The sequence below is a fragment of the Streptomyces sp. NPDC043876 genome (assembly GCF_056435825.1).
The window spans coordinates 263,653-278,375 of record NZ_JBWKDV010000002.1 but is presented as its reverse complement, the minus strand read 5'-3'; the positions used below and the strand labels follow the sequence as shown (position 1 = coordinate 278,375).

The 14,723-nt window shown below is 72.4% G+C and carries 12 protein-coding genes; 6 read left to right on the top strand and 6 right to left on the bottom strand.

What is annotated here, in order from left to right; all coding sequences use genetic code 11:
* Window positions 1–44: 44 nt before the first annotated feature.
* Entirely contained in the window at window positions 45–2,408 is a 2,364-nt protein-coding gene (locus AC0693_RS06435) for an MMPL family transporter (protein ID WP_478801131.1), read from the bottom strand.
* A 138-nt stretch (window positions 2,409–2,546) separates the two neighbouring features.
* On the opposite strand from AC0693_RS06435, the gene AC0693_RS06430 reads away from it, so the two are divergent.
* Window positions 2,547–3,272, top strand: coding sequence for a TetR/AcrR family transcriptional regulator (locus AC0693_RS06430; protein ID WP_478801130.1), 726 nt, complete (start codon window positions 2,547–2,549; stop codon window positions 3,270–3,272).
* Here AC0693_RS06430 and AC0693_RS06425 read toward each other — a convergent pair.
* Entirely contained in the window at window positions 3,250–4,488 is a 1,239-nt protein-coding gene (locus AC0693_RS06425) for a cation:proton antiporter (RefSeq protein WP_478739428.1), read from the bottom strand. The genes AC0693_RS06430 and AC0693_RS06425 overlap by 23 nt on opposite strands.
* A 163-nt stretch (window positions 4,489–4,651) precedes the next feature.
* Here AC0693_RS06425 and AC0693_RS06420 point away from each other — a divergent pair, with 163 nt between their 5' ends.
* Complete coding sequence (locus tag AC0693_RS06420; protein ID WP_478801129.1) at window positions 4,652–4,885, top strand: heavy-metal-associated domain-containing protein; 234 nt, start codon at window positions 4,652–4,654, stop codon at window positions 4,883–4,885.
* Here the strand turns inward: AC0693_RS06420 and AC0693_RS06415 are convergent.
* Window positions 4,867–5,022, bottom strand: a complete 156-nt coding sequence (locus tag AC0693_RS06415; protein WP_469317496.1) for a hypothetical protein — start codon at window positions 5,020–5,022, stop codon at window positions 4,867–4,869. The genes AC0693_RS06420 and AC0693_RS06415 overlap by 19 nt on opposite strands.
* On the opposite strand from AC0693_RS06415, the gene AC0693_RS06410 reads away from it, so the two are divergent.
* Window positions 5,021–7,306, top strand: a complete 2,286-nt coding sequence (locus AC0693_RS06410; RefSeq protein WP_478801128.1) for a heavy metal translocating P-type ATPase — start codon at window positions 5,021–5,023, stop codon at window positions 7,304–7,306. The genes AC0693_RS06415 and AC0693_RS06410 overlap by 2 nt on opposite strands.
* Window positions 7,307–7,694: 388 nt before the next feature.
* Here the strand turns inward: AC0693_RS06410 and AC0693_RS06405 are convergent, their stop codons facing one another.
* Entirely contained in the window at window positions 7,695–8,984 is a 1,290-nt protein-coding gene (locus AC0693_RS06405; protein WP_356404709.1) for a citrate synthase, read from the bottom strand.
* Window positions 8,985–9,166: 182 nt separating this feature from the next.
* Complete coding sequence (gene recD2, locus AC0693_RS06400; protein WP_356404707.1) at window positions 9,167–11,410, bottom strand: SF1B family DNA helicase RecD2; 2,244 nt, start codon at window positions 11,408–11,410, stop codon at window positions 9,167–9,169.
* A 267-nt stretch (window positions 11,411–11,677) separates the two neighbouring features.
* Here recD2 and AC0693_RS06395 point away from each other — a divergent pair, with 267 nt between their 5' ends.
* Together AC0693_RS06395 and AC0693_RS06390 are read left to right on the top strand one after the other, a co-directional pair.
* Window positions 11,678–12,199, top strand: a complete 522-nt coding sequence (locus AC0693_RS06395; RefSeq protein ID WP_478739434.1) for a DUF937 domain-containing protein — start codon at window positions 11,678–11,680, stop codon at window positions 12,197–12,199.
* The gene (locus AC0693_RS06390) at window positions 12,099–12,815 is read left to right on the top strand and encodes a GNAT family N-acetyltransferase (protein WP_478801127.1); all 717 of its coding nucleotides are present in this window, start codon (window positions 12,099–12,101) and stop codon (window positions 12,813–12,815) included. Before AC0693_RS06395 ends, AC0693_RS06390 begins: the two co-directional genes overlap by 101 nt.
* Here the strand turns inward: AC0693_RS06390 and AC0693_RS06385 are convergent.
* A complete protein-coding gene (locus AC0693_RS06385; protein ID WP_478801126.1) occupies window positions 12,760–13,695 on the bottom strand; it encodes an EamA family transporter in 936 nt (311 codons plus the stop codon). The genes AC0693_RS06390 and AC0693_RS06385 overlap by 56 nt on opposite strands.
* A gap of 82 nt (window positions 13,696–13,777) precedes the next feature.
* On the opposite strand from AC0693_RS06385, the gene AC0693_RS06380 reads away from it, so the two are divergent.
* Entirely contained in the window at window positions 13,778–14,701 is a 924-nt protein-coding gene (locus tag AC0693_RS06380) for a LysR family transcriptional regulator (protein ID WP_356404701.1), read from the top strand.
* Window positions 14,702–14,723 lie beyond the last annotated feature (22 nt).

The window sequence follows — 14,723 nt, the reverse complement described above, 5'->3', positions numbered from 1 at the left end:
CACCACCCCGGCCCGGACACCGCCCGCGAGATCCGCGGGCCGTGCTACGGCGCGACCGGCACCCGGCCGGAAGGCTCGGCGGGCTCTACGCGCTCCGCGGCCCCGGCGGCGGGCTCGCGCGGCGCACCCGCCTCCCCGCCCTCGCTCAGCCCGAACCGGTCGTGCAGCCGGCGCAGCGGCCCGGGGGCCCACCAGGTGGCCCGTCCCGTCAGCTTCATGACCGCAGGAACCAGCAGGCTGCGGACCACCATCGCGTCCATCAGCACGGCCAGCGCGATCCCGAGCCCCAGCATCTTGGTGTTGGTCACCCGCGAGGTACCGATGGCCACCATCACCACCGCCAGGATCACGGCCGCCGCGGTGATCAGGCCGCCCGTGCGGGCGAGCCCCGTCCGCACCGCGCCCTCGTGGTCCCCGGTGCGGTCGTACTCCTCCTTGATCCGGGATATGAGGAACACCCCGTAGTCCATGGAGAGTCCGAAGGCGATGGAGAACATCAGCACCGGCAGGGTGGTCTCGATGTCTCCGGTGGAGGTGAAGGAGAGCAGGCCCGAGAGGTTGCCGTCCTGGAAGACCCACACCACCGCCCCGAACATCGCGGTCAGGCTGAGCGCGTTGAGCAGCACCGCCTGGAGCGGTATGAGCAGGCTCCCGGTGAGCAGGAAGACCAGCAGCAGCGTGGCCAGGACCACCAGGGCCAGCGCCCACGGCAGCCCCCTGGCGATCGCGTCCTGCCCGTCGACCAGGACCGCGGCCTGCCCCGTCACGGACGTCTTGAAGTCCGCATCGACCCCCCGGACCTCGCCGACCAGCTCGCGGGCCTGCTGCCCGGCGGCCTCCCCCTCGCCGACCACCGAGAAGTAGGCGTACTGCCCCGGGGCCCCGCCCGGACCGGAGCCCACCGGCCCGTCGACCCGGACCACCCCGGGCAGTTCGCTGAGCCTGCTCCGGTAGGCGGTGTACGCGGACGCGTCGGCCGGGCCCTCGGCGAGCACGAGGAGCCGCGCCGCGGGGTTGCCCGGGAAGCCGTCCCGGATGTGCTGCTGCACCACGTGCGATTCGGCGGTGGCCGGGAGCTGCCGGTCGTCCACCGTGCCGAACTTCACCCCGAGGAAGGGGACGCCGAGCAGCAGCAGCCCGGCGGTGGTGATCACCGCGAAGACGGGCGCCCGCCGCATGACCAGCGCGGCGGTACGCGCCCACCCCCGGCCCTCGCCGCCGCCGGCTTCCGCACGGGGCCCGCGCCGCCCGCGCCGCCACAGCGCCCGCAGGTCGAAGGAGTTGACCCGGTCCCCCAGCAGCACGAGCGCCGCGGGCAGCAGGATCAGCGCGGCTCCCGCCGCGAGCAGCACCACCGCGACCCCGGCGTAGGCGAAGGAGCGCAGGAAGTACATCGGGAAGAACAGCATCGCCGAGAGGGACACCGCGACCGTCAGGGCGGAGAACAGCACCGTCCGCCCGGCGGTGCGCAGGGTGGCGCCCACGGCCTCCCGGGGCTCCCGCCCGGCCGCGAGTTCCTCGCGGAAGCGCCGCACGATGAACAGGGCGTAGTCGATGGCCAGTCCGAGCCCGAGGGCGGTGGTGAGGTTCTGGGCGAAGACGGAGACCTCGGTGATCTCGGTCAGCCCGCGCAGGACCGCGTTGGTGCCGATGATCGCGACGATCCCGACCCCGAGCGGCAGTGCGGCGGCCACCGCGCTGCCGAAGACCAGTACCAGCAGGACCAGGGTGACGGGCAGGGCGATCATCTCCGCCCACAGCAGGTCTTCCTGGATGGTGCTGGTGACCTCGCTCTGTACGGCGACGGGCCCGCCGAGGGAGACCCGCACCGGGCCGTGGGTCCCGCGCAGCGCGGGGGCGATCCGGTCGAGCACCTCGGCGGTGGTCTTCTCGTCGCCCTCGACCCGGGCGGCGATCAGCGCCTGGTGACCGTCCTCGGAGCGCAGCGCGGGCGCGTTGGCCTGCCAGTACGAACCGACTCCGGCGATCCCCTCCTCCGCGGTGAGCCGCGCGATCAGCCGGCGCGCCTCGGCGGCGACGGCCGGATCGCCCACCCCGGCCGCCCCGGCGTCCACGAGCAGCAGCAGATTGGGCTGCGAGGCGGGGAACTCGCGCTCCAGTGCCTTGGTGGCGTAGGTGGACCGGGCGGCCGGATCCTGCCAGCCCCCGCTGGCCATCCGGTCGGCGACGCCGCTGCCCGCGAACACGGCCAGGGCCGTGACGACCAGGGCGAGCAGCAGCGACAGTCCCGGCCGGGCCGTGACGAACCGCGACCAGCCACCGATCTCCGGCCCGGGGACGGCTCCGCGCCCCGGCGGCCCGCCTCCGGGCGAGGGGCGCGGCCCCTCCCCCTGGTCCCGCCCCTGCTCACGCGCTCGCCCCGACGGCGGTTTCTTGACTTCGGACATGTCTCGGTGTCCCCTTCACCGTGATTGCCAGAAGCTAGACTGGCAAACACGAGCAGTCGCTCGCGTTCCCACAGAATGCGAGCGGTAGCTCGCGTTTGTCAATCACCCTCGGGAAGGACGGGGAGCGAAGTGCCCGACATGCCGGAAACATCCGCACCCGGGAAGGCCGTGCAGACGTCGCCGAAGTCGCCGAAGACGCGGAAATCCGCCCCCGGAGCCACCCCGGACCCCACCGGCCCCGCCGCCCCGGACCCCGCCCCCCGCCGCCGACAAGCGCGCGGAGAGCGCCGGATCGCACAGCTCCTGGCAGCCGCCGCGGGGGTGTTCTGCCGTACCGGTTACGCCGCGGCGAGCACCAACGCCATCGCCCGCGAGGCCGGCGTGTCCCCGGGCACGCTCTACCAGTTCTTCCCGAACAAGGAGGCCATCGCGATCGAGCTGGGCGGCGAGCTGCTCAAGCGCGCCCACGACACGCACGGCCAGGCCTTCCTGCCCGAGAACCTGAGCAAGCCGCTGCCCGAGCTGCTCGACGCGGTCCTCGACCCGGTCATCGCCTTCAACTGCGAGAACCCCGCCTTCTGGGCCCTGATGCACGGCTCGGGGGTCCCCGGCATGACCCAGGAGCACGAGGAGCTGCACTCCGGCCTGCTCACCCGGGTCGAGGACGTGCTGCGCGCCTACGCGCCGGACTTCTCCCCCGAGCGGCTGACCCACGTCTCCAACATGGTGCTGGGCATCTTCAAGTCGTCCCTGGACCTGGTGCTCGCCAGCGAGGGCGCCGAGCGGGACGCCTACGTCGCCGAGCTGAAGGACGTACTCCTGCGCTACCTGGAGCCGATGATCACCACGACTCCCCATCGCTGACCGGCACCCGCTCACCCCGGCCGGCCTTCACCCCCGCCCGCCTACCGCCCGCCCGCAGCCGCAGCGCCAGCAGCGGGAACACCAGCACCGAGATCATCCCCGCCCCCACCAGCGCCGCCGCCTCCCCCGCCCGCACCATCCCGTCCTGCACCCCCAGCGTGGTGATCGCGACCACCAGGGGCAGCGCGGTCGACCCGAGCAGCACCAGCGCCGCCCGGTCCCGCCGCCCGAGGTCCCGGGGCGCCAGCCACCAGATCGGCAGCCCGCGCACCAGCAGGAACAACAGCAGGAACACCGGCAGCAGGAGCAGCACCCGACCGCCCCCGAGCAGGGCCTTCAGGTCGAACTGGATCCCGGTGAGCACGAAGAACAGCGGCACCAGGAAACCGAAGCCCATCGCCTCGACCTTGGAGAGCACCACCTCGCCGCTGTCGGGCGCGGCGCCGCGCAGGACCAGTCGGGTGATCAGCCCCGCGGCGAAGGCCCCGAGCAGCACGTCCAGGCCGAGCGCCTGCGCCAGCCCCAGCATGGCCACCAGCAGCAGCATCACCAGCCGCACCGCGAACTGCGCGCTGCTGTCCAGGGTCCGGGTGATGACGTGCGAGAGCCAGGGCGCCTTCGGGCGCAGCGCCCAGAACACGGCGGCCGCCGTGAGCACCCCGAAGGCGGCCAGCAGGGCGGCGGAGCGGGCGGGGGCCCGCCCGCTGAGCAGCAGGGCCATGGCGATGACCGGCCCGAACTCGCCGATCGAGCCCATGGCCATCACCACGGACCCGAACCGGCCCCGCAGGTCGCCCGCGTCGCGCAGCACCGGCAGGACCGTGCCCAGCGCGGTGCTGGTCAGCGCGGTGCCGACGTAGACGCCCTTGCCGAAGCCGCCGCCCTGCGCGAGCAGGGTGCCGGCCGTCAGCCCCGCGGCCAGGGCGATCAGCCAGGCCGCGGCGGAACGCTTGAGGGTGTCGCCGCCGATCCGGTCGAACCGGATCTCGTACCCCGCCAGGAACATCAGCATCGCCAGGCCGAGCTGGCCGAGCACGTCGATCACCTGGCCCGGCGCGGCCCATCCCAGCACGTCGGGCCCGACGAGCACTCCGAGCAGGATCTCGAAGATCACCAGGGGTACGGACAGCCATCGGGAGACGCCGTGGGCGAGCAGGGGCGCCAGCACCGCGATCGACATGATCAGGATCAGCGTCAGACTTCCCGAAGCGGACATACCCGCCATTTACATACGGTGAACACGCCCTGTCCACCGGTCGTCCCGGGCGTCGGGGCTCGCCTCGATACCCCCTAGGGGTATAGTCTGGAGCTGTCGGCAGAAGGGTGGAGGGATCCACCGCCTTCCGGCGACCGCACATGCCCCCGATGAGGAGAACGACATGAGCGCCGAGACGGACACCCGGACCACCACCGTCTACCGGGTGACCGGCATGACCTGCGGCCACTGCGAAGGCGCCGTGACCGCCGAACTGACCGCCCTGCCCGGCGTCGACTCGGTCAAGGCCGTCACCGCGTCCGGCGAGGTCACCGTGGTCTCCGCCGCCCCCCTAGCCGAGGACGACGTGCGCGCCGCCGTCGACGAGGCGGGGTACACCTACGCCGGCCGGGCCTGACCCTCCGCGGCGGGCCCGGCCTCGACGACGGACCGGGCCCCGCGCAACACCCGCAGCACCCGCAGCACCCGCCGGGCCGTACCGTCCAGCTCATACTGGTTCCGTACGGACCCGGCCCTCCCCCTGGAGCCGGACATGACCAGCACAGTGCACGACGGACCGATGACCACCGAGGTCGAGCTGACGATCGGCGGAATGACCTGCGCCTCCTGCGCGGCCCGCATCGAGAAGAAGCTGAACCGGATGGACGGCGTCAGCGCCACGGTGAACTACGCCACCGAGAAGGCGCGGGTCTCCTACGCGCCCGAGGTGCAGGTGGCCGACCTGATCGCCACCGTCGTCAAGACCGGGTACACCGCCGAGGAACCCCCGCCGCCGGCCCCGGCGCCGCAAGCGGAATCCGGCGCGGCGGCGGACGGGGACGCGGCGCCCGATCCGGAACTCGCCGCGCTGCGCGGGCGCCTCCTCGTCTCCGCCGCCCTGGCCCTGCCCGTCGTGCTGCTCGCGATGGTGCCGGCCTTCCAGTTCGACAACTGGCAGTGGCTCTCGCTCACCCTCGCCTCGCCCGTCGTCGTCTGGGGCGCCCTCCCCTTCCACCGGGCCGCCTGGACCAACGCCCGGCACGGCGCCGCCACCATGGACACCCTGGTCTCGGTCGGCACCCTGGCCGCCTTCGCCTGGTCGCTGTGGGCGCTGTTCTTCGGTCACGCGGGCATGCCCGGCATGCGGCACGGCTTCACCTTCTTCGCCGTCCGGTCAGGCGCCGTCTCGCGCGTCGACGGTTCCTCGGCCATCTACCTCGAAGTCGCGGCCGGCGTGGTCGCCTTCATCCTGCTCGGCCGCTACCTGGAGGCGCGCTCCAAGCGGAGGGCGGGCGCCGCCCTGAAGGCGCTGCTGCACCTGGGCGCCAAGGACGTCGCCGTACTGCGCGGCGGCGCCGAGGTCCGGATCCCGGTCGGCGCGCTGGCCGTCGGCGACCGGTTCGTCGTACGCCCCGGCGAGAAGATCGCCACGGACGGCACGGTCGTCGAGGGCAGCTCCGCCGTGGACGCCTCGATGCTGACCGGCGAGTCCGTCCCGGTCGAGGTGGGCGTCGGCGACGCGGTCACCGGCGCCACCGTGAACACCGCCGGACGCCTGGTCGTCGAGGCGACCCGGATCGGCGCGGACACCCAGCTCGCCCGGATGGCCACCCTGGTCGAGCAGGCTCAGAACGGAAAGGCGCAGGTCCAGCGGCTGGCCGACCGGATCGCCGCCGTCTTCGTCCCCGTCGTGCTGATGCTCGCGCTCGGCACCTGGGTGGCCTGGCTGCTGCTCACCGATGACCCGACCGCCGCGTTCACCGCCGCGGTGGCGGTCCTGATCATCGCCTGCCCCTGCGCCCTGGGACTCGCCACCCCGACCGCCCTGCTGGTCGGCACCGGCCGCGGCGCACAGCTCGGGATCCTGATCAAGGGCCCGGAGGTGCTGGAGTCGACCCGGCGCGTGGACACCGTCGTCCTCGACAAGACCGGTACGGTCACCACCGGCCGGATGACCCTGGCCGGGGTGCACCCCGCCGAGGGCACCGACGCGCGCGAACTCCTGCGCCTGGCGGGCTCGCTGGAGCACGCCTCCGAGCACCCGATCGCCCGGGCCGTCGCCGCCGGGGCCGCGGATCGCGCGGGCTCGCTGCCCGTGCCGGAGGACTTCCGTGCCCTCGCCGGTCTCGGCGTCCAGGGCGTGGTGGACGGCCACGCCGTCCTGGTGGGCCGCGAGCAGCTGCTGGCCGACTGGTCGATCACGCTGCCCGAGGACCTCGCGCGGGCCCGGGCGGAAGCCGAGGCTGCGGGCAGCACCGCCGTCCTGGTCGCCTGGGACGGGGCGGCGCGCGGCGTGCTGACCGTCGCCGACGCGGTCAAGGAGACCAGCGCCGAGGCGGTGGCCCGGCTGCGCGCACTGGGGCTGACCCCGGTGCTGCTGACGGGCGACAACCGGGCGGTGGCCGAGACGGTGGCCCGCGCGGTGGGCATCGACGAGGTGATCGCCGAGGTGCTGCCGCAGGACAAGGTCGACGTCGTACGCCGGCTGCAGGCCGAGGGCCGTACGGTCGCCATGGTCGGGGACGGGGTCAACGACGCGGCGGCGCTGGCTCAGGCCGACCTGGGTCTGGCCATGGGCACGGGCACGGACGCGGCCATCGAGGCGGCCGATCTGACTCTGGTCCGCGGGGACTTGAGGGTCGCGGCGGATGCGATCCGGCTCTCCCGGCGTACCCTGGGCACCATCAAGGGCAACCTTTTCTGGGCCTTCGGCTACAACGTGGCGGCGCTGCCGCTCGCGGCGGCCGGGCTGCTCAACCCGATGATCGCGGGGGCCGCGATGGCGTTCTCCTCGGTGTTCGTGGTGAGCAACAGCCTCCGGTTGCGTTCGTTCCGTTAGAAAGCGGCCTCCGCAGCCCGTACACATTTCCTTCACAGGAGACGCAGATCACAGTGATGGGAACGTAACCATCGGGCGTCGGCGCGGGTCTAATGGGGCGGGTGCCAGGAATGTCTTGGGGGACGTTCACGGAGGTCTTGGGGGACGTCCGCAGGCACCGGCCGGCCGGGACACGTGCCCGCGGGAAGCCCGTACGACGCGGGCCTTCCCGAACCGAACGGGTCCCGGCGGACACCCCTGACGGAGCGCCGTTCGCGCTCCTCACCGACACCCTGGTCCGGGTCCCGTGGGGGGAATCCGTACCGGGGAAAGGAAAGCGCCCCGACCGTCGACCCGTGGGGGGATCGACGGCGGGGCGCTTTTCGTACGCGCGGGGCCGGTGACGCGGTCAGCGGGCCTCGACCGGGACGAAGTCGCGCAGGACCTCGCCGGTGTAGATCTGGCGCGGGCGGCCGATGCGGGAGCCGGGCTCCTTGATCATCTCGTGCCACTGGGCGATCCAGCCGGGGAGGCGGCCGAGCGCGAAGAGCACGGTGAACATCTCGGTCGGGAAGCCCATGGCCCGGTAGATGAGACCGGTGTAGAAGTCCACGTTCGGGTAGAGGTTGCGCTCGACGAAGTACTCGTCGGCCAGCGCGTGCTCTTCCAGCTTGAGCGCGATGTCCAGCAGCTCGTCGCTCTTGCCGAGCGCCGAGAGGACGTCGTGCGCCGCGGCCTTGATGATCTTCGCCCGGGGGTCGAAGCTCTTGTAGACGCGGTGTCCGAAGCCCATGAGGCGGACGCCGTCCTCCTTGTTCTTCACCTTGCGGATGAAGGCGTCGACGTCGCCGCCGTCGTTCTTGATGCCTTCCAGCATCTCCAGGACGGACTGGTTGGCGCCACCGTGCAGCGGGCCCCACAGGGCGCTGATGCCGGCGGAGATCGAGGCGAACATGTTCGCCTGCGAGGAGCCGACCAGGCGCACGGTGGAGGTCGAACAGTTCTGCTCGTGGTCCGCGTGCAGGATGAGCAGCTTGTCGAGCGCCGAGACCACGACCGGGTCCAGGTCGTACTCCTGGGCCGGCACGGAGAACGTCATGCGCAGGAAGTTCTCGACGTAGCCGAGGTCGTTGCGCGGGTAGACGACCGGGTGGCCGACCGACTTCTTGTACGCGTAGGCCGCGATCGTCGGAAGCTTGGCGAGCAGCCGGATCGTCGAGAGGTTGCGCTGCTTCTCGTCGAACGGGTTGTGGCTGTCCTGGTAGAACGTCGACAGCGCGCTGACCACGGAGGACAGCATCGCCATCGGGTGCGCGTCACGGGGGAAGCCGTCGTAGAAGCGCTTCACGTCCTCGTGCAGCAGCGTGTGCTGGGTGATCTCGTTGCGGAACGACGCGAGCTGGTCGACGGTCGGCAGCTCGCCGTTGATCAGCAGGTACGCGACCTCGATGAAGGTCGAGCGCTCGGCCAGCTGCTCGATCGGGTAGCCGCGGTAGCGCAGGATGCCCTGCTCGCCATCGAGGTAGGTAATGGCGGACTTATAGGCGGCGGTGTTCCCGTAGCCGCTGTCCAGGGTGACCAGACCGGTCTGGGACCGGAGCTTCGAGATGTCGAAGCCCTGGTCGCCGACGGTGCTTTCGACCACCGGGTAGGTGTATTCACCGTCCGCGTACCGCAGTACTACAGAGTTGTCGCTCACGTCATCCCTCACCGACGTAGTGCCTCTTCTTCGAGGTGCCCTGACTGCCTCTACCTTCCCCCATTTGGCACAGGTGAGTGCACTCGGGGTCGGGGTTTGGTGTGTGTGACGGCACTGAGTGCCTTCAAGCTGCTCATCCTGCCCCCTCCGAAGGGGTGGGGATAGCCCAAATGATCGATCATTTAGGTGATGTTTCCCACCGGTATGCGTCCGGAGAGCCTGGCGGCCACGGCTGTGTACCTCCTGCCTGCGGAAACGGTACGCACCGCCTGGCCCAGCGCCTTGCGGGACCCGACGAGGACGACCAGTTTCTTCGCCCGCGTCACCGCGGTGTAGAGCAGATTTCGCTGGAGCATCATCCAAGCCCCGGTGGTGACCGGGATCACGACCGCGGGATATTCACTCCCTTGGGACCGGTGGATGGTGACGGCGTAGGCGTGGGCCAGCTCGTCGAGCTCGGAGAACTCGTACCCCACCTCCTCGTCCTCGTCCGTGCGCACGGTCAGGCGCTGTTCCACCAGGTCGAGGGCGGTGACGACGCCGACGGTGCCGTTGAAGACGCCGTTGGCCCCCTTCTCGTAGTTGTTCCGGATCTGGGTCACCTTGTCGCCGACCCGGAAGACCCGGCCGCCGAACCGCTTCTCGGGCAGGTCGGGGCGGGCCGGGGTGATCGCCTGCTGGAGCAGGCCGTTCAGGTTCCCGGCGCCCGCCGGGCCCCGGTGCATGGGCGCGAGGACCTGGATGTCGCGGCGGGGGTCGAGGCCGAATCTGGCCGGAATGCGACGGGCGGCCACGTCCACGGCGAGCAGCCCGGCCGCCTCGGTGTCCTCCTCGGCGAAGAGGAAGAAGTCCGGCAGCCCCTCGGTCAGCGGCGGCAGCCCGGTGTTGATGCGGTGCGCGTTGGTGACCACGCCCGACTGCTGGGCCTGCCGGAAGATCCGGGTCAGCCGGACGGCCGGTACCGGCCCGCCCTCGGCCAGCAGGTCCCGCAGCACCTCGCCCGCCCCGACGGACGGCAGCTGGTCCACGTCCCCCACGAGCAGCAGGTGGGCGCCGGGCGCCACCGCCTTCACCAGCTTGTTGGCGAGCAGCAGGTCGAGCATCGAGGCCTCGTCGACCACCACCAGGTCCGCGTCCAGCGGCCGCTCCCGGTCGTACGCCGCGTCGCCGCCCGGTTTCAGCTCCAGCAGCCGGTGCACCGTGGAGGCGTCGGCCCCGGTCAGCTCGGCGAGGCGCTTGGCGGCCCGCCCGGTGGGCGCGGCCAGCACCACCTTGGCCTTCTTCGCCCGGGCCAGCTCCACGATGGAGCGCACGGTGAAGGACTTGCCGCAGCCGGGCCCGCCGGTGAGCACCGCGACCCGCCGGGTGAGGGCGAGCCTGACCGCGTCCCGCTGCTCGGGCGCCAGGGTGGCGCCCGTCCGCCCGGCCAGCCAGCCCAGCGCCTTGTCCCAGTCGACGTCCGCGAAGCCGGGCATCCGGTCCTCCTCGGCCCGCAGCAGCCGCCGCAGCTGGCCGACGAGGGAGAGTTCGGCGCGGTGGAAGGGGACCAGGTAGACCGCGGTGAGCGGGGGGCCGCCCTGCGGGTCGGGCACCTGCTCGCGCACGACGCCCTCGGGATCCGCGGCGAGCTCGGCCAGGCACTCGATGACCAGCCCGGTGTCCACCTGGAGCAGCTTGACGGCGTCGGCGATCAGCCGCTCCTCGGGCAGGAAGCAGTGGCCCTGGTCGGTGGACTGGGAGAGGGCGTACTGGAGGCCGGCCTTGACCCGTTCGGGACTGTCGTGCGGGATCCCGACCGACTGGGCGATCTTGTCGGCGGTCAGGAAGCCGATGCCCCAGACGTCGGCGGCGAGCCGGTAGGGCTGGTTGCGCACCACCGAGATGGAGGCGTCGGCGTACTTCTTGTAGATGCGCACCGCGATGGAGGTGGAGACCCCGACCCCCTGGAGGAAGATCATGACCTCCTTGATGGCCTTCTGCTCCTCCCAGGCGGCGCCGATCATCTTCGTCCGCTTGGGGCCCAGTCCGGGCACCTCGATCAGCCGCTTCGGCTCGTCCTCGATCACTTCCAGGGTCCCGACGCCGAAGTGCTCCACGATCCGGTCGGCGATCTTCGGCCCGATGCCCTTGATCAGACCGGAGCCGAGGTAGCGGCGGATGCCCTGGATGGTGGCGGGCAGGACCGTGGTGTAGTTCTCGACGGTGAACTGCTTGCCGTACTGCGGGTGCGAGCCCCAACGGCCCTCCATGCGCAGGGATTCGCCGGGCTGCGCGCCGAGCAGCGAGCCGACCACCGTGAGGAGGTCGCCGGCGCCGCGCCCGGTGTCGACGCGCGCGACCGTGTAGCCGCTCTCCTCGTTGGCGTAGGTGATGCGTTCCAGAACCCCTTCGAGCACTGCCGTGTTCACTGCGCTGTCCGTCCCCATGGGCGCAACGCTAGCGCCAGGCGCCGACAGCCCGGCCCCCCTGTGGACAACCCCTGGACGAACGAAAGGGGGTCCGGCCTCGCGGCCGGCCCCCCTCACGGTTACCCCTCCCTCGCCGGACTTCCCGATCCCCCCAGATCCCCTCCCGGAAGTTTCCGACGCACCCTATGACCCGCGATCCGGCAGGACGGTTGCACAGAGATCCGAGGCTTTATCTTTCCGTTACCCGAGGTGCCGGTGAAACGCGGCGGACGTAGCGTTTCGGACATGAGCGAACCCTCCTTCCAGGACGACGTGATCAACGAGCTGGGCGACGACAGGCTGACCGAGATCGCGGGTCTGCTGGGCACCGACGCCTCCGGCGCGCGCGACACGATCGCCACCACCGTCGGCGCCATGACCGGCGACCTCCAGCAGAAGGCCCACACGGACGACGACGACGGCGTCCAGGTCCGCCAGGCCGTCGCCGAGGTGAGCGAACCGCCCCTCCAGGGCGTGGCCACCCTGGGCGGCGGCCTGCTGAGCGGCGGCATGATGGCCGCAGTGCTGGCCAAGGTGAGCCGGCCCGTCTCCGAGGCCGTCTCCAAGAAGACCGGCATCCCCGCCCCCACCATCGCCCGGGTGATCGAGATGCTGATCCCCGTACTGCTCGCCGTCTTCGCCAAGCGCGCGGCGGGCAAGGGCGCCGGTGCGGGCGCCGGTACGCCCCAGGCCTCGGGCGCTCCCGCCCCGGGCGGCGGCGGCCTCGGCGACCTGCTGGGCCAGATCCTCGGCGGCGGGAAGAAGTAGCCCGTCCGCGGCCGGAACACCCGCGCGTCCCCCGTACGGTGCGGCGCGGAGCCGGAACCCCCGTTCCCCGGCTCCGCGGCGCGCCGTATCCTCGGACGCCATGGAGACGTCCGGCACGCAGCCAGTACTCCGCCCACCGGAACCCGGCGACCTGGGCTGGATCGTGCAGCGGCACGGCGCCCTCTACGCCGCCGAATACGGCTGGAACAGCGAGTTCGAGGGGCTGGTCGCGCGGATCGTCGCGGATTTCGCGCAGGACCACGATCCCCACCTCGAACGCGTCTGGATCGCCGAGCTGGGCGGCCGTCCCGTCGGCTCGGTGATGTGCGTGCGCGATCCCGCGCCCGGCACCGCCCGGCTGCGGCTGCTGCTGGTGGACCCGGCGGGCCGCGGTCACGGGATCGGCGCCCTGCTGGTGGACACGGTGATCGCGTTCGCCCGGTCGGCCGGCTACCGGGAGCTGGTGCTGTGGACGAACGACGTGCTGAGCGCCGCCCGCTCCCTCTACCAGCGCGCCGGATTCACCCTGGTGGCCGAACGCGAGCACCGTTCGTACGGCGTCACCCTGACCGGACAGGACTGGCGGCTGCCGCTGCGGGAGGACCCGCCGCGATGAGCGGTGCGCGGGGCGTACGGGCTCCCCGCGCCGGAGCGAGCGAGGTGGCCGCGACCCCGCCGACCAGCAGCGCCGCGGCCAGCCAGCGCAGCGGCGAGATCTGCTCGCCCAGCACCAGCGCGGCCGAGGACATCCCGAAGACCGGCACCAGCAGCGAGAAGGGCGCCACCGAGGAGGCCGGGTAGCGGCGCAGCAGGTAGCCCCAGGCCCCGAAGCCGAAGACGGTGGACACCCAGGCGACGTAGCCGATGACCGCCGCGCCGGACCAGTCCAGGGCGCGCAGCGCGGCCAGGTCCCGCCCGGGCCCCTCCAGCAGCAGCGAGAGGCCGAACAGGGGCAGCACCGGCACCGCGCACACCCACACCATGAAGTTCAGCGCGTCCGGCGGCGCGGCCCTGCGCGTCAGCACGTTGGACACCCCCCAGCACGCGGCCGCGGCGACGACCAGCACGAAGCCGGTGACGGGCGCCGGGGTCCCCCGGTCCACGGCCGCGACGGCGATCCCCGCCAGCGCGACCGCCATCCCGGCCAGCCGCACCCGGCCGGGCCGCTCGCGCAGCACGACGGCGGCGATCAGCGCGGTGAAGACGGCCTGCACCTGGAGCACCAGCGAGGACAGCCCGGCCGGCATCCCGGCGGCCATCCCGGTGAAGAGCAGCCCGAACTTCGCGATGCCGAGGGCCGCTCCGACGCCGAGGATCCACTTCCAGGCGACCTTGGGCCGGCCCACGAAGAACACCGCGGGCAGGGCCGCGACGAGGAAGCGCAGGGCGGAGAGGAGCAGCGGCGGGAAGTGGCCGAGCCCGATCTCGATGACGACGAAGTTGACCCCCCAGACGGCGGCGACGAGGACGGCCAGAGCGGTGTGTACGGGACGCATACGAAGAGCATCACGCGCCGAACCATGTAGCACCAGCGATGATCTCTTCCATCAAGGATGAAGCAGCACTTACGATTGCCCCATGCTCGACCTGTCCCGGCTCCGCGCCCTGCACGCCGTCTCCGTCCACGGCTCCGTCGCGGGCGCGGCGGCCGCCCTCGGCTTCACCCCTTCGGCCGTCTCCCAGCAGATCGCCAAACTGGAACGCGAGACCCGCACCACCCTCCTGGAGCGCCGCGGCCGCGGTGTCGCGCTCACCGACGAGGCCCGCCACCTCGCCGCCACCGCCCAGGAGTTGCTGGGGATCGTGGAGCGGGCCGAGACCACCCTGGAGGAGCGGCGCGGACAGCCCAGCGGGCTGCTGCGGGTGGCGGCCTTCGCCTCGGCCGCACGCGGGCTGCTGCCGGGGGTGCTGGCCGAACTCGCCGACCGCTACCCGGCCCTGGAGGTCCGGCTGACCGAGGTCGATCCGCACCTCTCGGTGGACCTGGTGACCCGGGGCGTGACCGACCTGGCCGTGGCCCATGACTGGGACATCGCCCCGCTGCCCGTCCCCGACGGGGTGGAGCAGGCGGTGATCGGCGACGACCTCTGCGATCTGCTCGTGCCCGCGGCCCATCCCTTCGCCGCCCGGGCCGTCGTCCGCCGCGCGGACCTCGTCGGGGAGCGCTGGATCTGCCAGCCGCCCGGCCGGGTCTGCCACGACTGGCTGGTGCGCACCCTGCGGGCGGTCGGCTCCGAACCGGACGTCGCGCACGTCGCCGAGGAGAACCACACCCTGGTGGCCCTGGTCGCGGCGGGCCTGGGCATCGCGGTGGTGCCGCGCCTGGGCAGCGGTCCGCTGCCGCCGGGCGTGGTCGCGGCCCCGCTGCGGCCCGCGCCCTCGCGCAGGCTGCACGCCCTGTGGCGGGCGGGGGCCGCCCGGCGGCCCGCGATCACGGCGGCCGTCCGGGCCCTGCGGGAGCACGGGGCCACCACGTCCGGGGGACCGGGCGAGTGTCCTTAGGCGCTGCGGGGGCGGGCGGCGC